14 protein-coding genes are annotated in these 17,479 nt (G+C 64.5%); 6 read left to right on the top strand and 8 right to left on the bottom strand.

Annotated features, from left to right (window positions below; all coding sequences use genetic code 11):
- Nucleotides 1-522: 522 nt before the first annotated feature.
- From U0034_RS25055 to U0034_RS25065, 3 genes are read left to right on the top strand one after another with little or no spacing between them, the layout of a single operon-like run.
- Complete coding sequence (locus U0034_RS25055) at nt 523-1,830, top strand: c-type cytochrome (RefSeq protein ID WP_085230848.1); 1,308 nt, start codon at nt 523-525, stop codon at nt 1,828-1,830.
- Nucleotides 1,827-2,327, top strand: coding sequence for a (2Fe-2S)-binding protein (locus U0034_RS25060; protein ID WP_085230849.1), 501 nt, complete (start codon nt 1,827-1,829; stop codon nt 2,325-2,327). Before U0034_RS25055 ends, U0034_RS25060 begins: the two co-directional genes overlap by 4 nt.
- The gene (locus U0034_RS25065; RefSeq protein WP_085230850.1) at nt 2,324-4,615 is read left to right on the top strand and encodes a xanthine dehydrogenase family protein molybdopterin-binding subunit; all 2,292 of its coding nucleotides are present in this window, start codon (nt 2,324-2,326) and stop codon (nt 4,613-4,615) included. Before U0034_RS25060 ends, U0034_RS25065 begins: the two co-directional genes overlap by 4 nt.
- Nucleotides 4,616-4,690: 75 nt before the next feature.
- On the opposite strand, the gene U0034_RS25070 is transcribed toward U0034_RS25065, so the two are convergent.
- Nucleotides 4,691-5,587, bottom strand: a complete 897-nt coding sequence (locus U0034_RS25070) for a hypothetical protein (RefSeq protein ID WP_085230851.1) — start codon at nt 5,585-5,587, stop codon at nt 4,691-4,693.
- A gap of 221 nt (nt 5,588-5,808) precedes the next feature.
- On the opposite strand from U0034_RS25070, the gene U0034_RS25075 reads away from it, so the two are divergent.
- From U0034_RS25075 to U0034_RS25085, 3 genes are all read left to right on the top strand, one after another.
- Nucleotides 5,809-6,471 (top strand): hypothetical protein, encoded by a 663-nt coding sequence (locus tag U0034_RS25075; protein WP_139831241.1) that lies wholly within the window; start codon nt 5,809-5,811, stop codon nt 6,469-6,471.
- Nucleotides 6,472-6,489: 18 nt separating this feature from the next.
- On the top strand, nt 6,490-6,795 hold the full coding sequence (locus U0034_RS25080) for a hypothetical protein (protein WP_085230853.1): 306 nt from the start codon (nt 6,490-6,492) through the stop codon (nt 6,793-6,795).
- Nucleotides 6,796-6,859: 64 nt separating this feature from the next.
- Nucleotides 6,860-7,183 (top strand): hypothetical protein, encoded by a 324-nt coding sequence (locus tag U0034_RS25085; RefSeq protein WP_085230854.1) that lies wholly within the window; start codon nt 6,860-6,862, stop codon nt 7,181-7,183.
- A 150-nt stretch (nt 7,184-7,333) separates the two neighbouring features.
- On the opposite strand, the gene tssJ is transcribed toward U0034_RS25085, so the two are convergent.
- The 7 genes from tssJ to U0034_RS25120 form a co-directional block, all read right to left on the bottom strand.
- On the bottom strand, nt 7,334-7,864 hold the full coding sequence (gene tssJ / locus U0034_RS25090; protein WP_233211808.1) for a type VI secretion system lipoprotein TssJ: 531 nt from the start codon (nt 7,862-7,864) through the stop codon (nt 7,334-7,336).
- A 13-nt stretch (nt 7,865-7,877) separates the two neighbouring features.
- Complete coding sequence (gene tssG / locus U0034_RS25095) at nt 7,878-8,960, bottom strand: type VI secretion system baseplate subunit TssG (protein WP_102622872.1); 1,083 nt, start codon at nt 8,958-8,960, stop codon at nt 7,878-7,880.
- Nucleotides 8,961-9,022: 62 nt separating this feature from the next.
- Nucleotides 9,023-10,837 carry a type VI secretion system baseplate subunit TssF gene (tssF, locus tag U0034_RS25100; protein WP_085230857.1) on the bottom strand — a complete coding sequence of 605 codons (1,815 nt, stop codon included), beginning with the start codon at nt 10,835-10,837 and terminating at the stop codon, nt 9,023-9,025.
- Nucleotides 10,838-10,852: 15 nt separating this feature from the next.
- Nucleotides 10,853-12,433: a type VI secretion system protein TssA gene (gene tssA / locus U0034_RS25105; protein ID WP_085230858.1), complete on the bottom strand. Its 1,581-nt coding sequence runs from the start codon at nt 12,431-12,433 to the stop codon at nt 10,853-10,855.
- Nucleotides 12,433-15,936 carry an ImcF-related family protein gene (locus U0034_RS25110; protein ID WP_102622854.1) on the bottom strand — a complete coding sequence of 1,168 codons (3,504 nt, stop codon included), beginning with the start codon at nt 15,934-15,936 and terminating at the stop codon, nt 12,433-12,435. The genes tssA and U0034_RS25110 overlap by 1 nt, the downstream gene beginning before the upstream one ends.
- Nucleotides 15,933-17,216, bottom strand: coding sequence for a hypothetical protein (locus U0034_RS25115; RefSeq protein ID WP_085230860.1), 1,284 nt, complete (start codon nt 17,214-17,216; stop codon nt 15,933-15,935). The genes U0034_RS25110 and U0034_RS25115 overlap by 4 nt, the downstream gene beginning before the upstream one ends.
- Before the next feature lie 3 nt (nt 17,217-17,219).
- Nucleotides 17,220-17,477 carry a PAAR domain-containing protein gene (locus U0034_RS25120; protein ID WP_085230861.1) on the bottom strand — a complete coding sequence of 86 codons (258 nt, stop codon included), beginning with the start codon at nt 17,475-17,477 and terminating at the stop codon, nt 17,220-17,222.
- Between the last annotated feature and the right edge of the window lie 2 nt (nt 17,478-17,479).

The following is a 17,479-nucleotide window of genomic DNA, read 5'->3' on the forward strand; positions in this document are numbered from 1 at the left end:
AAAACCGTCGGCGCATGCGGCGCCGGATCGATGCTAATGCATTCTCGCTTTCGGAAGATTCGAATATTCCGAATCGATATTCGATATTTTCGATCAAAGCCGGCAGTCATCACACAGATCACGCAGCTTCGAGATCGCATCCGCGCCTGACGAGAACGGCCGGGCGCACGACAGAGCTCCATCTCCGGCGCGACACGGTGGTCCCATGCACGCGCCATACTTCAGAACGATTCAGGCCGCGCTCAGGACTTTCAGGCTCCCGGTTGGGTAAGGTACGCGGCAGACCGAAAACCCGCGACGGTTGCGCAAACCCGGTGGCGTACGTATTCACGGGCATCTCTTCGCGTAGCGCAGAAACGTACCCGCGGGCGACGGCCACGCCCTATCGGGCGCGCCCGGCTGCAGCTGCCTCGCATTCCGATTGCGAGGAGCGGCGCGACCGCAGGGCACTGACGTTTTCCGGCGCTCCCCGGGGCCGGCCGCCGGCCGACCTCGACGCGCGCTTCAGTTGGGATACTTTTTATGAATCGCAAACGGGTATGGCTCGCTGCGGGCGGACTGGTTGCCATAGGCATCGCGCTCGCGGTCGGCGTCATGTACGAGCCGGCCATCGCGCCGATCGCCCCGCCGCCCCCCACGGCGTTCGAGCCCACGCTCAAGCGCGAGGGTGCGCGCATCGTCGCACTCGGCGATTGCGCGGTCTGCCACACGTCGAAGAACGGCAAACCGTTCGCAGGCGGGCTGCCGCTCGCGACGCCGTTCGGCACGATCTACGCGACGAACATCACGCCCGACGCCGCCACGGGTATCGGCCGATGGTCCGAGCGCGCGTTTGCGCGCGCATTGCGGCGCGGCATCTCACGCGATGGCCATCAGCTCTACCCCGCATTCCCGTACGTTCACTTCACGCGGATGTCCGACCGCGACATCGCCGCGGCTTACGCCTACCTCATGAGCCGCGAGCCGGTGAGCGCAGCGACGCCCCCGAATCGGCTGATCTTCCCGCTGAACTTCCGCCCATTGGTCGCGTTCTGGAACATTCTGTTCCTCAGGGCAGGCCCGCGCGAGCCAGACGCCGCCCGCGACGCGGAATGGAACAGGGGCAGGCTGCTCGTCGACGGGCTCGGCCATTGCGCCGCGTGCCACTCCCCGCTGAACGCGATAGGCGGCGAAAAACCGGGGTGGGCATTCGACGGCGGCCTCGTCGACGGCTGGGAGGCGCCGCCGCTCAACAGGCTCGCACAGGCCGTCAAACCGTGGACCAAAGCGCAGCTCACCACGTATCTACGCACCGGACTCGCGCCGGAGCATGGTGCCGCAGCCGGCCCGATGCTGCCGGTCACGCGGGAACTGGCCACCGTACCGGTGGAAGACGTCCAGGCCATCGCCACCTACGTCCTGTCGCTGCAACAGAAGGGCTCTGCGGGCAGCGAGAATAGCGAAGGCGCGGGTGGTGCGAACGCCCATGCAGTCGCGGCAGACATGCTTTCAACCGCGCAACGGCAAGGCGCGGTGCTCTTCGCCGCGTCATGTGCCCAATGTCACGGCCCGGCGTCGCCGATGCAGGCGATCGGCCTGCGACCCTCGCTGGCCTGGAGCACGGCGGTGAACGCATCGACACCGCGCAACGCGATTCAGACGATCCGCCACGGCATCGACTGGCACGGCGAAGACGCGATCAACTACATGCCCGCTTTCCGCGACGTCTATGACGACGAGCAGATCGCGAGCCTTGCCGCCTACGTGCGGCAAGCCTACTCGACGAAACCGGCGTGGGCGAATACCGCGGACATGGCGGCCACGCTCGAAAAGGAGGACAGCGCGCGATGATTTCCCTCAACGTGAACGGCGTGCGGCACACGCTGAATCTCGACCCTTCGACACCGCTGCTCTATGCGTTGCGCAACGACCTCGAGCTGAATGGCGCAAAGTTCGGCTGCGGGCTCGGGCAGTGCGGGGCGTGTACCGTCATCGTCGACGACAAACCGGTGTTCTCGTGCCTGCTGCCGGTGAGCGCCATCGGCGAAAGACAGGTCCGCACGATCGAAAGCCTCGGCACGGCCGAGCATCCCGGGCCGCTGCAACGCGCGTTCGTCAGGCATCAGGCGGCGCAGTGCGGCTACTGCATCGCGGGGATGATCATGCGGGCGCAGGCGCTGCTCGAACGCAACCCCAAGCCGAGCGAGGAAGAGATCCGCGCCCACATGTCCCCGAACCTCTGCCGTTGCGGAACCCATATGCGGATACTCGCGGCGATCCGCGAGGCGGTCGGACTCGACGATCCGCATGCCGCACCCGCGGTTATCGAAAAAAAGGCATTGCGATGAGCCGTCAAACGAATGATCCGGCAAGCTGCGTACGAGAAGACACCCTCGACGAGGGCCGCCGCCGCTTCATGATATCGGGGGCCCTCTTCGTCACGTTCACGATGGTGCCGAGCGTCGAGGCGCTGGCGCAGGAAGTGATCGCCGACGAGGGCGCGGCCGTTCACATATCGAAGGCAACCCAGGCGCTCGCCGGCAGCCTCAAGACGAACCCGCTGCTCGATGCATGGATCAAGATTGCGCCGAACGGCGCAGTGACCGTGTTCACGGGCAAGGTCGAGTTGGGCACCGGCGTACGCACCGCACTCTTGCAGGTGGCTGCGGAGGAACTCGACATGAACCCGGCGTCGATCACGTTTCTGACCGCCGATACGGGCGCATCCCCCGACGAGGGACTCACCGCCGGCAGTCATACGATGGCGGACAGCGGCACGGCGCTGCTCAACGCCGCAGCGCAGGTGCGCGACCTGCTCGTTCGCGCGGCGGCGCGCCGCCTCGGCGTGGATGCCGCCACGCTGACGACGAGCAATGCCGTCATCCAGGCCGCCGATGGGCGCACGATGACCTACGGCGAAGCGGTCGGATTCGTGGATCTGCACCGTCAGGCCGCGCCGGACTCCCCCCTCAAGGACCCGACGGCCTTCCGCGTCATCGGTACCTCGTTGCCGCGGCTCGAGATTCCGGCCAAAGTCACGGGCGGCGCGAGCTATGTCCAGGATCTGCGGATGCCCGGCATGCTGCACGCAAGAGTGGTGATGCCGCCGTCATACGACGCGAAGCTCCTCGATTTCGACGAGCGCACGATCCTCTCGATGCCGGGCGTGGTGCGCATCGTGCGCAACGGCAGCTTTCTCGCGGTGGTGGCGCGCGGCGAGTGGCAAGCCGTGACGGCACAGCGGGCGCTTTCGGCAACGAGCCGCTGGACCCCCGGTCGCCCGCTGCCCGATCCCGCCACCGTGCACCACGACCTGAAGCAGCTCGCCACCCGCCAGATCAAGATTGCGGACCAGCACGAGCCGGCCGCGCCGGCGGTAAAAACGCTGAATGCCCGCTTCATCAAGCGCTATCTGATGCACGGCTCGATCGGGCCGTCATGCGCAGTTGCTGTGTCGCGCAAGGGCGAAATGACGGTCTGGACTCACTCGCAAGGCGTCTATCCGCTGCGCGACGCGCTCGCGGAAATGCTCTCGCTGCCGAAGGAGAACGTGCGCTGCATCCACACCGAGGGTTCGGGCTGCTACGGTCATAACGGTGCCGACGACGTGGCCGCACACGCTGCCTTGATCGCCGCCGCCCTGCCCGATCAGCCGATCCGCGTGCAATGGATGCGCGAGCAGGAACACACCTGGGATCACTTTGCGCCGGCCATGGTGACCGAACTGAGCGCGTCGCTCGACGCGCAAGGGAACATCGTCGATTGGAAGTATGCGCTCTGGAGCAGTTCTCACAACGAGCGCATCGTCAATGCAGGCCGGCTGCTTCCCGCACGTATGCTCGAAAAGCCGTTCGTGCCCGCGCCTTCCGAGCCGATGCTGCAACCCGAAGGTGGCGGCGATCGCAACGCCATTCCGCTTTATGCGCTACCGAACGTGTACGTCATGAACAACTTCTCGCCGACGATGCCGCTTCAGACTTCGGCCATGCGCTCGCTCGGTGCGCATACGAACGTGTTCTCGATCGAAAGCATGATGGACGAGCTCGCGCATGCGGCGGGCATCGATCCCGTGGCGTTCCGACTGCGGCACATGCGGGACCCGCGCGCGCGAGAGACGATCACGCTCGCGGCGAAGCAGTTCGGCTGGCCGCGTCCGCCACGCGCACGCAATCGCGGCGTCGGCTTCGCATTCGGCAAATACAAGAACCTGATGGCGTACGTGGCGATGGCAGTGGACATATCGGTGGTGCCGGAAACCGGGCAGGTGACGCTCGAACACGCGCACGTAGTGGTGGATGCCGGCCAGATCGTCAACCCCGACGGAATCCGCAATCAGATCGAAGGGGGCGTGATTCAGTCGGCCAGTTGGACGTTGTACGAGGCGCTGCGCTACGACACCGAGCGCATCCGCAGCTTCGACTGGAGCAGCTATCCGATTCTGCGTTTCCCCGTCGTTCCGAAAAACCTCACGGTGCATCTGATCGACCGCCCAGGCGCGCCGTTCCTCGGCGTAGCGGAAGCATCCATGGGACCGACCGCCGGCGCGCTCGCGAACGCGCTCTTCGACGCGACGGGCAAACGCCCGCGCGAAATGCCAATGGCCGGCGAATCGCTGCGCCGGCAGATCGGAGTCTGACGCGGCCGAGGCGGGGCGGCCGCCGAACCGGGCTGGAAGCGACGGCGTAACAACGCGCGCCCGGTTCGGGCGAAGTCACAATCTGGCCGAGGACGACCATTCCTGCGAGCGATACCGCGTCCGCGCGGGGCGATCCGGGGCTTGCGGCAACCTCACCGCACGCTCGTGAGCCTGCCGCATCAGATCCAACAAGTGCATGAAGCTCGCCCGGGCTTCGACCAGAAACGGCGCGGACAACCGAATGCCACGCCGGTTACCGTCGTGGGACAGAATCCCCAGCCGCTCGGCCCCGTTGAGCACGTTGCGCACGTGCGATTTCGACAGGCCGAGCATCTGCGCGACGGCGCCACCAGTCAGTTCGAGCGGTACCGGCGCATCGACCGGGCTGCCCGCTTCGAGGCAGCCCTGGCAATGCGCGCGCAAGAACGCGTAGGCGATGCGCAAACCGCATTCGTGATCCTCGAACCATTGCCAACGCGGGAACGCGTCGCGACGCTGAGCGATGCCTTCGATGACGAGCAGCGAAGCCCGCACATAGCGTTCGAAATACGACTGGTCGGTTTGCAGGTTGTCCGCGCAGCCGGGCGGCATCACGTCGAGCATTTCCGCCAGCACGAGATGATGGACCAGCCAGTCGCGCAAACCGTCGACGACGCGCGGCCCCGGCACAAGGAATTTCTCGCGGCGGTCCATCGGGTTGAGTTCGACCGACAGCAGCCTCGCGACTTTGGCCACGCCGACGAACGCCGCGAGCGTACGACCGCATCCGGTTTGCGTCTGCAGCCACCGCAAGGTCGGCCTCGGGCCGACGCCCGCCTTCCAGTCGAAGTGCGCGATGACGAGCCGCCCCATTGCATGCGACTGCATCACACGACCGAAAATCTTGTTGATCAGCCGTTCCCCGACGAACAACGCCAGAACCTGATCGGTGTGCCGCATCACCGCGCGCGCGTACAACTCGTCGTCCGGCATCGTTCCCCCGTTTGTCCGTCTGCCTGTTTGCCTGTTTGCCTGTTTGCCTGTTTGCCCGGCCAATACATGCCATTTTTGGACTTGATTGTAATACCGCCCGACTCGAAGATCCGGTTCCGTAGCACAGCGAAAACAAAGAGAACAAGCACGGGGTTATCTCGTTCTTCGAGCATTATCGTACCGGGCGCGTCCGGTACGAACGACACATTCAAGGAGGTCATGTGCCGCTCCAGCCCTTTCATCGATTCACACCGCCCGACATGACGCTGTACAACCTGCCGGAGCGATCTGCCGCGCAACAGGTGGGCACCGAGGTCATCGTCTCCTCCCTCGATGCCGTGCGCGATCCGCTATACCCGTTCGAGGACATTCCGAAGTCGCATCCCGATGCCGTCGAACAGCGCAATCGCATTCGAGAACAGAAGCGCCGGGACGTTTCGCACTACCGAACTTCGCGAAGCCGATGGTGGGAAGTCGCGCATTTCGAGCGCGTGGAAGAAGACCTCGAAAAAAAAATCGTCGTCACCGCGGGTTCGGAAATCGAGCTCACCAGCGAAAGTAAATCGACGCTTACGGCGAAGCTCGGCTTCGAGCTCGGCTATCCCGACATCGCCAAGATCACCGGGGAAATCGAAGCGGGTCTCGAGCTGACCGACACTGGATCGTTCAAAAGAACGGAGAGCCGAACGATCGAACTCAATCAGAAGCTGCGGGGCGGCTATCTCTACTTCTTCTGGCAAACGCTGGAAGCGATCCGGCTCGAACGGCGCCGCTTCGGCATGACCTCTTACGAGCTGGTATCCGAAGTGATTGCACGCTCGCCGGAGGTGGTGCCGGTACGTGTCCAGTTCCGCGAAGCCGATGCTCCCGCCGCCACCGAATGAGCCGACCAAGGAGACGCTATGTCGCAACAACACACACTGGCTCCCGGCGAAGTCGTCCGTTTCGGCACGATGGCCTTTTCCGGACAAACGATGGTCTTCATGCAGAACCTCGACGACAACTACCGAGGCCGCGCGCGCATACGTCCGGTCGGCGCCGAGGTCACCGATCTGTCGCGCAAGTTGCTGGGTAATTCGTTTTACGGCGAATGGGAGGACTTCATTGGACCGAGCCAATTCAAGGAACTGCGGTTCAAGTATGCGGGCGCCATCATGGAAGTCGCCAATATCGGCCATACGCAGTTGAAGGTCTGGACCGATCTCTGAGCGCCGATCGCCCGCGGCTCATTGCCGATTCTTCGATTCAAGGAACACCGTTTACGAGGGCATCATGACATTCAAATTCATTCGCCACGCCACACTCATCGCCTTGTTGTCCGTCGCCTGCACAGCGCATGCCCAGGCAGACCCGGACGCGTGCAAGCAATGGAAGAAGTCGTTCAACGAAACCGCCGCCGACGCCAAGGCGGCGCGGACCAAGCTGAAGACGTATATGCCGAAGGGAAAGAACCCTGAAACCGTCGCGCAATGGAAAGCGAGCGTCGACGACGCCACGTTTCGAAAGATCCTGCCGCTCGTGAACCGGATCGACGAAGCCAACAAGCACGGCAAACGGCTTTTCGATCTGATGCATCAGGGCCGGTGCCCGGCCTGAGGCGCTCGATCCGCGCGGGGCCGGAACGGGGGCGTCGCGACGATGCGGCGCCCTCGCAGTCAAGACTGCGCCGTCTGCCCGGTAGCATTGACGAATGTCGCTCTCACGATGCGTGAGCGACACGCGCGTGGCTGGCAGCTCGGGACTGTGTCATCGAGCAGTACTCTGAGGCGCACCACCGGACGCAATGAGCAACTGGTCGACCAATTCGAGCTTCAGTGGCTTATCGGCACTCAGCTTTTTCTTTTCGATCACGTATTTCCAGCCGCCTCCATTGCCCGGGTTACGGTAGAACGCAACGATCGCCACGAACTTCGTGTCGGCCTGCATCGGCTGAGAAAGGCTGGCCGACGCGCCCGGGTTCAGCACGGAAGCCATGCTTGCCTGCAGGTCCTGTGCGAGCACCGTCCGGTCGTTGTTCAGGAGATCCTCATACGAGGCGCCGTCAAACATCGCCCGGTCCTTGAGCTGATACACGCGCACGGCGACCGACGTCGCACGGCCCGCGTCGTCCGGATTCAACGCTTCGCGGGCGGACAGATCGACGTCGAGCACCTTGACCTGCTTAAAAAAAACAGCGTGATAGGCACTCGATGAGGCGTCGGAGACGGACTGCCATGCGCCGCAGGCCGACAGCAGCAGGACTGATGCAGCGGTTGAGATGGCGCAACGGATGGACATTGAGACTCCTTGGTTAGACATGGCTTGGCGTAAGGTGTGGATTGGGTTCGAGCGTGGGGAACGCTTCGTACACGCCGAGCGCAATGTTGATCAGGCGCGCATCGTCGGCAGGCAGCACGGTGGTCCACCCGAGGCGCGGCGCCGGTCCTGCTGGCGACGATCCGACGGTGGGCTGCGGCGCCAGCCGCGAGGAAATCTCCATGCGCAGGTGCACGTCGGCCTTCACACCCATGTACAACTGGACGAACGCGATCAGCTCGCGATTCAACCATGCGCCGGGCAGAAGATCATGAGCCTGCCGCGCGTCGACCGGCCGCAGCGTGACGCGCACCGCGCGATTGCGATAGGTCATCTTCCGGCCAAGCACGTAGCCTCCTCCGAGCCCCTGGCGCCCGCCAGGATCCGACACGGGGTTCCGACTCGCGGACGCCAGCGGCCGCTGTTGTCCCGTGCGCGTCGTTGTCGGGAAGAATTCATCGACACGCACGCCGGCCCCCGGTACGGCGAGCGCGACGACGCCTGCGAGCCCTTCGGACGTACGCGTGCGCTGGATCAGCAGCGCCAGCAGCGCCAGCATCCGCGAATCGGGCACTCCCGCACGCCCTGGCTTGTCGCCCCACCCGAAACCGGCCAGGCACAGCAGGTTGCGCGAATGCACGTCGCTTCCGCCAGGACGGAAACTTTCCGGGTAGCGGTACTTTTTCCACGCGCGGTACAGCAGTGTGACGAAACGATGGTTGAACTGGTCAAGAAACGCCTCGACGACATCGTGCCCCTCCTCGCGCAGCACGATGTCGTCGATCATGTGCGAAGGCATCGCCGCATCGACGCCATAAAGACCCATGAACGTCGTGCGCACGGTCGGCGGCACATCGGGGCGCTCGTCGTCGAACTCTACGGATGCGATCTCGCCGGCAGGGAAACCAATGCGCGGGCGCGGCCGGAAGCGTACGGGCTCATGCGCTGCCGTATCGCGCGTGCCGAAGCCCGGCATGCCCCCTGAAAGCGCGTCCTCCCCGTCGAGCGTCGTTTCTCCGGAGCGCAGAGCGCCGGATATGCGCACCTCGATCAGCCGGCATAGCTGCATGAAGTTCATCTGAGGCGCGCGGGCGAGCAGCGACGCCACGAGCGGATCGAGGTTGGGTAACTCTCGTGGTCTCACAGCGTCGCCCGTTGTGCTTTGCTGCGCGGCCAGACCGTGCGGGTCTGCGACGGCAGGGTCACGATCGACAGCTTCGTGAACAGGTTGATTTCGGCATACAGCGCGAAGAAACGATGCAGCAGCTCGCCGAACAGCATCACGTCGCCGTCACCCGCAAAGGCATGCGAATCGAGCGTCACCTCGATCAGTACACCCCGCTCGACCGAGCCGCCCGACACCTCCTCGAGCAGTTCCTGCGATACCCACGCGATGCCGGCCAGCCGACGGCGGTTCAGCTCGTCGTTGGTCCAGTCGTAAAGCGCAAGCGCGCCGCGCAACACCTCGGCGTTCATCATCGACAGAAAGTTGGGCGCCAGATGCGACAGCACCCGCCACTGGAAGCGGTCGCCTGTGGGCGGATAGAGCGGCAGAGTCGGCGCAACGAGGTTCCTCACGCCCACGACATTCTGCGTGCTGACCGCGATTTCATTGAGACTGGCTTCGCGCAGCCCCTTGCGCGGCAGCATGCCGTTCGTGCCCGTCACCCGCAATGAAAGGCTTTCCTCGGGAAGCGTCGCCATCGTTTCCCATGCGTGGCCGCCGAGAACAACCCAACTCTCGTGCAGCCCGGACATGCCGGGGCGCACGCGCGCATGAAAATACCGCTCCGGTGCTTCGTGGCGCAGCATGCCGCCGCGATGCCGGAAGGTCGCGAACGGCACGTATTCGTAGCGCTCGGCGGTATCGTGGTCGAACGCCTCGATCGCGTCGACCGAATACGTCTCGACATGCTCGCCCTGGTGGCCGGCCGGCACCACACGATATTCCGTCTCGTGGTGGTCGATCTCGATCGGCTCGGCGTCGAGCTCGAACAGGTTGATGACCGGCGCACAGAAGAGCCGAATGTTATCCGCATCGAAACGCTGGTCGGAAGGATAAGCGTGCTTCAGCACGATCTCGAGTTCGAAGCCGGTCGCCCCCTCCGGCAGCTTCCTAACATCGAGCCCACAGAGGTCGACGAACAGAAACTTCTCGCGGAAGGTAAAGTATTCGAGCAGCAGCTGGTATCCCGAGAATGCAGCGTCGGCCTTCGGCCATAACCGCTCTTCGGTCGAGAACCCGGCCGGTTCGAGCGTGACGCCGGCAAGCGGCACGACTTCGCCGTTACGGACTTCCGGAATACGCCACGCGATCGAATCGACCTGACGCGTGAGCGCGAGATGCATCGCGAACGCGGTCGGCAGGTCCGCATTGAGGTATAGGCGCAGCCGCGAAAGATCCGTTTCCTCGCGGCGGGCCGACCGATCGAGCGTGAAGCCAAGCTGGATCACCGAGCGACCGTCGTGACGCACGGTCGCCCCGGCATGGGTGATGGAGAGTGGCTGCAACGTCACGGCCTGCGTGGTTCGATACAGGCACTGCACCGTCTTCGGCGTCGTGCCCTCGGCACCCGCCACTGGGGGCACCGCGATCGGCGCGGAACGCACCGGTACGCCCGCTGACACCACTTCGGTTTTCTGGAGCTTTTCCGCGAGCGGGACGAGTTCGACGACCGACAACGACGGAATCATCCGCAGATAGTGCGGCCATAACAGGCTCACCAATCCCTCGGTGAGTTCCGGAAGTTCGTCGTCGAGCTTCTGCTGAAGGCGTCCGGTCAGAAACGCGAAACCCTCATGAAGCCGCTCCACATAGGGATCGCGATCGCCCACGCGATCGAGGTTGAGCAGGCGCGCCCGGTCGGGATGGGCCTTCGCGAATTCCTTGCCCGACTCGCGCAGATAGCGCATCTCCGCTTCGTAGTAGCGCAGGATGGGATCGTCGTTTTCCATTGAAGTTCTTGGTTATTAAAGGCCGAGCGCGCGGGCCGGGTCGAGCACCGTGAGTTCCGCTTGCAGCTCGCCGACGCGGCGGGCGAGTGCGGGCTTGTCGGCATCCTTACGGTTGCTCATTGCCTTCAATGCGCGAAGGAGTTGCTGCTTCACCTCGAAGACGAGCGCGGGCTCCCAGCGCGTGAGCGGCAGCGAGCGAGCCGCGCCGTCGAGTTCATTCAGCAGCGCGAGGGCCGTATCGGGCTTTCCGGCGTAATCCGCAAGGCGCGCCATGACGAGCCGCTGCAAGTAGCGGTGCCGCTCCGTCTTCATTCCAGGAAGGGCCTCGAGCCAGCCGAATGCCACCTCCACGCCCTCGCGCGCAGACAGATCGCGCGCCTGTGCTTCGATTTCGGGCCAGTCGCCGGCGGCTTCGCCTTCCTTGTCGGCAGACACCGGCAACGGTGCCACCGCCTCTCCTGCTTCCAGGTCGCGCACGACCGCATGCCGCGCGATCCATTCGAGCGTCGCGTCGTCGGCGAATGGTGTGCCGTCGCTGAAGGCGAGGCGCTCGATGCCGGGCAACCGTTCGAGGAACAGGGCAAAATCCGCGCGCAGCAGCTCGCGCCACGTGCTGTACGGCGCACCGACATGATCGAGCGCCACGTGCTGAAAGTACTGGAGGTCGAACCAGAGGTGATTCACTCCCTCCATGAATGCACCCTCGACGCGTTCGAGCAGTTCGTGCCATTGCTTTTGCAGCACGAGCCGCTTCATCTGCTGGCGCAGTTCGCCGCGAGGAGGCACGAGGCGCGTGCGGGAAGTGGCATCTGCGGGCGGCACCTCGTGCAACGTATCCCAGCGAACCGTCCGCAGAAGCCGGGCGGATGGGAGGTAGCCGTTTTCCTGGTCCCGGAGCCATGCCGCCATTGCGCGGGCCTGATCGAGCAAGTCGCGCGCGGAGGCGATCGGGCTCGACGTGGCCGACGAGGTGGCTGCCTGCGCCTGCATGCCGGCGTCCGCTTCCGCCTTCCGTGCCGGCTCGGCCTTCTGGTCGAAACGGGACACGAGCGCCTGCAGATTCGGCCGCGCAGCCTCGGGCCATGCGGCCGTGCGTTCGAGCAGCACGTCGAGTGCGGCGAGCGCGCGCTCGAGGTCATGGGATGCAAATGCGCCGCTGCTTTGCAGCAGCTCGAGCACACGCGTAGTGGCCAGCATCTCGAGCGCGCCCTTCCTTGCCTCGGCTCGTGGGGGCAGCACCGCCTCGCCGAAGCGATCGACAAGCGCGGCGGCCAGTTCGAGTCCGTCGGAAAATCCCGCGGGACCATCCTGCCGCAGGCGAGCGAACGCGTAGTACCCGGCCAGTCGCAGATCCTTGCCCGTTTCCTTGAGCAACTGCTCGCAGGAACGGACGATCAGGCCATCGTCGATGCCCGAGAGCTTGCCGGCTTCGTCTTTCAGTTCGAAGAAGGCGTCTTCGTAGCCGGGGTCGCGGCCAACGCCGCCGTCGCCGGGCAGCGGCTGCAGCCATGCGTTCCAGGCGTCGAGCCGCGTGCGCGCGAGTTGCTCGCCGTCATCGCGCGCGGGAAAGAGACTTTTGAAGAGTCCGCCGAGCATCACTCGACCTCCGGCAATGCGCCACGCGGCAATGGCGTCGCGGCGTGCTTCGCGGCCTTGATCGCCAACGCCGGCAGCGGCGGCGGATTGACGGCCGACAGCTTCGGCCCCGCCCCCCTCGCTGATCCAGTGACAAAGATGCGGTTGGGCAACGTGAAGCGCCTGAGTTGCAGCACGTCCAGCGGCCCCGCCCCCGCCTCGCTGCGCAATTGCACCCTGAGCGCAATACCTTGGCTCGTGTCCGGTGTCCAGGTCAGCAGATAGCGCGCGCTGTCCTCCTGCGATATCTTTGCGCGCTCCAACAGCCGGATCAGACCAAACCGCCCCTGCGAATCGAGTGCCGTGCGCAGTCCGCCCTGCTCGGTCTGCCATTCGATATGCGACAGGTTCTCCAGCGACTGCCCAGGCCACTCGAACGGGGTCCACTCCTGCTTCTGGTTGAAATAGTGCAGTTCACGCCCGGACAACACGAATTTCATGTCGGTGACGCCCGGTGTCGGCACCGCCTGCAACTCGTAGCGCACGTGCCCCTCTCCGGACGGGAACAACACGCTCGAGATCCGGGTGAGCTTGTTGAGGCTCGCGAGGAAGCCCGGATCGATCGTGAGCGCGCCGTGATCGGCGCCTTGCACGGCCACCCACCGGTCGCCCTGCCGTTCGACGACGCCGGCGAGTTGCGTCGTGACGAACTGCGTGATCACGCCGTTATCCGGCCGCATGAAGCGCGCCATTTCCGGGAGTGACGCGTCGTTGTCCGAGTCGGCGAAAGGGTAGCGGCCACCGAACGTCCTGTTCCAGTCTGTGACGATCGCCGTGCGCCAGATCTCATTCAGGCTCGAGGCGGCCGGCTGCACCACGACCTGCCAGCTCTGATCGAACGGTGCGCGGAACAGCTCGCCGAACCCGGACCACTGTTCGCCCAGGCTCGCGGCGAGGCGGCTCGCGTACTCGCGGCTCTCGGCCATGTCCGACGTTTTGCCTTGGAGGACCGACTGTGCGGCGAGGCGCGCCATCGCGTCGGGATCGGCGTTGGAGACAATCTGCGACGCCTTCAGGCGCATGGCCGTGACGCGCTCGAGGTAGCGTGCGAGACTGAGGTCGCCCGTGGCGGCCAGTTGCGCCGCGGCCTTGCTGTTCGCTGGGGCACCAGACACCAGATCATTTCCCGTCAGGCGCAGGATCGGGCCGAAAGCCGCCGAAAGCGGCGCTAGCTGCGGCTGGGCCCGCTTCGACGGGTCCTTGTCTGCCGCCCCGACGAGTTGCTGCGCCTTACTGATCAGGTTGTCCGCGAGCGACTGTGTGTTCGCACCCGCCCCCGCCTGGTAGATGACCGCATTCATCAGCGCGACGAGCGGCGAGCGCTGCGGGTCGCCCAGCAGTGTCAACTGGTCGGCAGTGGCCGAAAGCGTCGGTGCCGGTTGCCAGCGCAGGCTGTTGAGGAACAGCGCCCACGCGCGCGCGTAATCGTCGAAGTAGCGCTGGCGAAGCTGAGCCTTTAGTGTCGACGGTGCAGCCTGTGTCGTCTTGACATCGGAGAGCACCCAGTCGCCCGCGACGTTGCGCTGCTCGCTCGCGTCGTCGATCGCCTTCGCGATGCGCTCATCCCACGCGGCACGTGTGAACACGCCCGGCACGGTTGCCGTCGTGTTGAAAAGCCCTCGGCCGGTCGTGTCGCCAAGCAGCATCGCGAGCGACACGGGCGGATACTTGGCCTTCGCGTCATCGAGGATTTGCTGGTAGACCGCGTCGGTCGAATTCTGGATACCTCGTACGCTGACGATCGTTTGGCGCGTGGAGGCGACAAGGCCGAGATCCGGCGCCATGGCAGGCACTCTGCCGCGTGCCAAGTGGTCCGCAAAGAACGCGATCGTATGCTGGCGCAGGTCTTCCCAGGTGCCGGGCGACAGAGGCGAGTTCACGGGGCGCTCGGGTGCGGCAGTTGCGACGAGTTGCGGGCTCAGGAAAGTCGCCGCGGCGCGTTCCGGCCTGGCGAGCATGAGGTAGGCCTTGAGTGTGTCGTAGGCAGTGTGCACCTGTGCATCGCCGCCGCTGGCGATCTCGGCGTCGGACAGCGAGCCGAGGTGACGCAGGCGCGCCTCGAGTGTCTCGTGGATCGGGGCCACGAGGATGCGGTTGGCCGCGTCGGTGTAACGCGGCCATAGCGCTTCTAGTAACGCTTCGTCCCGGTTCAGGCCGAAGCGGGCGGCCCACGGCGCGCCGTCGCGTTGATGGGTTTCCAGTGTATCGATCTGACGATCGAAGCGATCGAGCACTTGCAAAGCCTGGGGTGGGTTGCCGAGGCCGGACAACTGAGTCACGGTGTCGGTTGCGCTTCGAATCGTCGCGCGGTTGGCAACGCCGGAGAGCATCGTGCCGGCCATCCAGCAGGCGATCAGGCCGGTGGTGAGCCATGCCGCGGACGTCGATAGCGAGAAGCCGATGCGGCGGCCGTGGATCGTGCGGCTGTGGTCTGCGACGGTCTGCCAGATCGCGCGGTGTGGGGGCTCGAGGGGCCGTTCGTCGTCATGTGCATCGGTGAGCGCCCGCTCGCGTTCCTTCGAGAGCGGTGCGAAAAGAAGCCCGTGGACCGCGTGCCGCCAGACACGGGACCGGGCCGTCTGCAGGACCCACCCCGACAGCGCACTGCGAAGGTTCGAAATGTGCTGCGACAGTTCGGCCGGATAGCGGTCGCGAGCATTCTTCGTCAGCCGTACGACGCCGGCGTCCGCAAGGTTGTTGGCGAGGTCTTGCAGCAACGTGTCGATCTCTTCCGCACTCACGCGTGCGTTCGACCAGGTGAAGCCCATCGCCTCGTCGGGGCTCGAGGTTTCGTCGTCGAAATCGGTGACGTTGAGCAGATACGCGGGGGCAGCCCAGCGCAGCGCGCGGGCATGGCGCGCGAGCCGCTGGCCGAGTTCGTCCGTATCGAAAGGCGCACTGGCTGAACTGCGGTTACGTGCCACCGCCACGATCGCGTCGACCGGGCGACGGCGGCGCAGGCGGCGGATCTGGTCGAGCCATTCGGTCTCGAGCGTGTCGCGCGTTTGCTTCGCGTACAGCAGGATCGTGTCACCGGCGATCAGATACCCCGCCTCGACGAGTCCCGGTGCCAGGCGCTTTACCAGCGATAGGTCGCCGGCCACGAGCACCCATCGTTCGCGATAGCGCCAACGCCAGCCGTGGCGGTCGCGCAGCGCCTGCCTGAGCGTTGCCGCACGCATCTGGACTGCACAGAGCGGACGGTCCTCGGATGCGCGCAACGTGCCACGCCCCCGGTCGTAGACCCACCGCCGCACAGCGCGCCATGCAACGGCGGGGCGGGAGGAGTCATTAAAGCTGAACACGAGCAGGAGCACCACGAATACAACACACAGCGCCGCAATCGCTACTCCGCGATTCGCAGGAGACACGCCAACCCATTGAGGCCGCTCCCAGATGAGCAGCCCAGGAATAACGACGAGAACGATGATACCGAGAAGGTCAAGCTTGAATTGGCGGTTCATGCCGAGGAGCGTCTAGATTTTGATTCGTTGTCGGTGGTCGTCACGGTCGCGACAAGCGTTCGGTCTGCGAGACGCTGAGCGACCAGTTGCGGCGTCGACGATTGCATGGCACGGTCGGCCGCACAGGCCACAGCAAGCCAACCCGATGTCAGGCCCGCGTGCCCGACCGCCCGGTCCAGGTCGAATTCGGGCAAGGGCTCACTACGCTTCTTGCCTTGATTTACATGCGTGAATGACGAGTGCAGCGGCCCCACGGAGAGTCCATCGAATCCCGTCATCCATAGCGATTCGACTGCACCGGGCTCAACACTTCCCCACTGAAGTGCACGTGTCAGCGCGTGATCGAGATTCTCATTGTCGGATCGCAATGGTCGATGAAGCGCGGCAAGCGACGGCAGGCCGAACTGGGTCGCGAGCAGCGCAGAAGTAAAAAGCAAGCCGACTCCCGCCTCTGCGCTTCCATCCAAAGGTGTTTCATCGATCACCTTGCTGAGGGTGATGGAAACGAGCAGCATCGCCTGCCCGTGCAACGGCCCGTGTTGATCGTCAAGCCAGGCATCGATTGTCATCAGATCAAGCGGTTCCTGCGCGCGCCTCGCTTGAGCCGCGCGCAGTTTGTGACTATTCCATCTGGTCCGCCACAATTCCAAGGCATCGACATTTCCGGCGTAGCCGGAAATGTCGAGCAGCACGCAAAGGGGCAACTCCGCGGAAAGCGATGCAATCGACGCAGTCAGATCGGTCAGCAATCTGTCGTAAAGCCACTCGAGAACCAACTCTTGACGCTCAGGATCGTCAGCGGCCAGACTCGCATCGATCGGTTGCAGCCATCGTGCCGAGATCGATTCGTTTTGCTCGTGACCCGAGGCGATCGCGTCCAGCTTCAAAGTTCCGTTCGCAATATCGCCACTTCGGTTTTCGTCATCGTTCTCGGTCACGCGGATGGCGAAACCCAGGATGGACACGGGGATGCTTTCCCTGGCGAAAAGCTGTTCAGCGTATTGCTTGCACGCGGCATTCCATGCCAAGGCATCGAGACGTCTACCCTCGTATGCGCTAAAAGGCCGCGTCACGACCAATACCGCCATGCCTGTCGGAAAGACGGTCACGCATACCCAGAACCATGGAGTACGCGTCGGTTCGCCGGCCGGCCAGAGCATCAGCACCACGAACACGCCGGCCAATGTCAGAACAAGGAAGACCACGGCCCAGAGAAACGGCGACGGCGGCTTGTCTGGCACCGGCTCTTCCGGCGGCAGAGAATTGAAATCGAGCGCCATCGTTCAGCGAGGACCACTGTTGGGCAAGGACGAAATCAACCGGCATCCGCACTCGCACTGATCGTTATGCTGCGCAACCTCGATGCCATCGTCGAATGCCCCGGAGGTGGCCGTGGCTATTCGATTGTCCCCATGCTTCGGGCATGTGACGGGATCATAAAGGCGCGCAATAGCGCGCCCCATAAAAAAGCGTGTCGCCGAGCCGGCCGAGACAACGCCACCTCCGGTGTGTCCATCACCTACTCGAATGATGCCCGCCATAT

The sequence above is a fragment of the Trinickia caryophylli genome, assembly GCF_034424545.1.
Classification (GTDB): domain Bacteria; phylum Pseudomonadota; class Gammaproteobacteria; order Burkholderiales; family Burkholderiaceae; genus Trinickia; species Trinickia caryophylli.

What these genes read in the sequence shown, in the direction of transcription:
- U0034_RS25055 (WP_085230848.1), top strand. Translation starts at nt 523, where the DNA reads ATGAATCGCAAACGGGTATGGCTCGCTGCGGGCGGACTGGTTGCCATA.
- U0034_RS25060 (WP_085230849.1), top strand. Translation starts at nt 1,827, where the DNA reads ATGATTTCCCTCAACGTGAACGGCGTGCGGCACACGCTGAATCTCGAC.
- U0034_RS25065 (WP_085230850.1), top strand. Translation starts at nt 2,324, where the DNA reads ATGAGCCGTCAAACGAATGATCCGGCAAGCTGCGTACGAGAAGACACC.
- U0034_RS25070 (WP_085230851.1), bottom strand. Translation starts at nt 5,587, where the DNA reads ATGCCGGACGACGAGTTGTACGCGCGCGCGGTGATGCGGCACACCGAT.
- U0034_RS25080 (WP_085230853.1), top strand. Translation starts at nt 6,490, where the DNA reads ATGTCGCAACAACACACACTGGCTCCCGGCGAAGTCGTCCGTTTCGGC.
- U0034_RS25085 (WP_085230854.1), top strand. Translation starts at nt 6,860, where the DNA reads ATGACATTCAAATTCATTCGCCACGCCACACTCATCGCCTTGTTGTCC.
- tssJ (WP_233211808.1), bottom strand. Translation starts at nt 7,864, where the DNA reads ATGTCCATCCGTTGCGCCATCTCAACCGCTGCATCAGTCCTGCTGCTG.
- tssG (WP_102622872.1), bottom strand. Translation starts at nt 8,960, where the DNA reads ATGAACTTCATGCAGCTATGCCGGCTGATCGAGGTGCGCATATCCGGC.
- tssF (WP_085230857.1), bottom strand. Translation starts at nt 10,837, where the DNA reads ATGGAAAACGACGATCCCATCCTGCGCTACTACGAAGCGGAGATGCGC.
- tssA (WP_085230858.1), bottom strand. Translation starts at nt 12,433, where the DNA reads ATGCTCGGCGGACTCTTCAAAAGTCTCTTTCCCGCGCGCGATGACGGC.
- U0034_RS25110 (WP_102622854.1), bottom strand. Translation starts at nt 15,936, where the DNA reads ATGAACCGCCAATTCAAGCTTGACCTTCTCGGTATCATCGTTCTCGTC.
- U0034_RS25115 (WP_085230860.1), bottom strand. Translation starts at nt 17,216, where the DNA reads ATGGCGCTCGATTTCAATTCTCTGCCGCCGGAAGAGCCGGTGCCAGAC.
- U0034_RS25120 (WP_085230861.1), bottom strand. Translation starts at nt 17,477, where the DNA reads ATGGCGGGCATCATTCGAGTAGGTGATGGACACACCGGAGGTGGCGTT.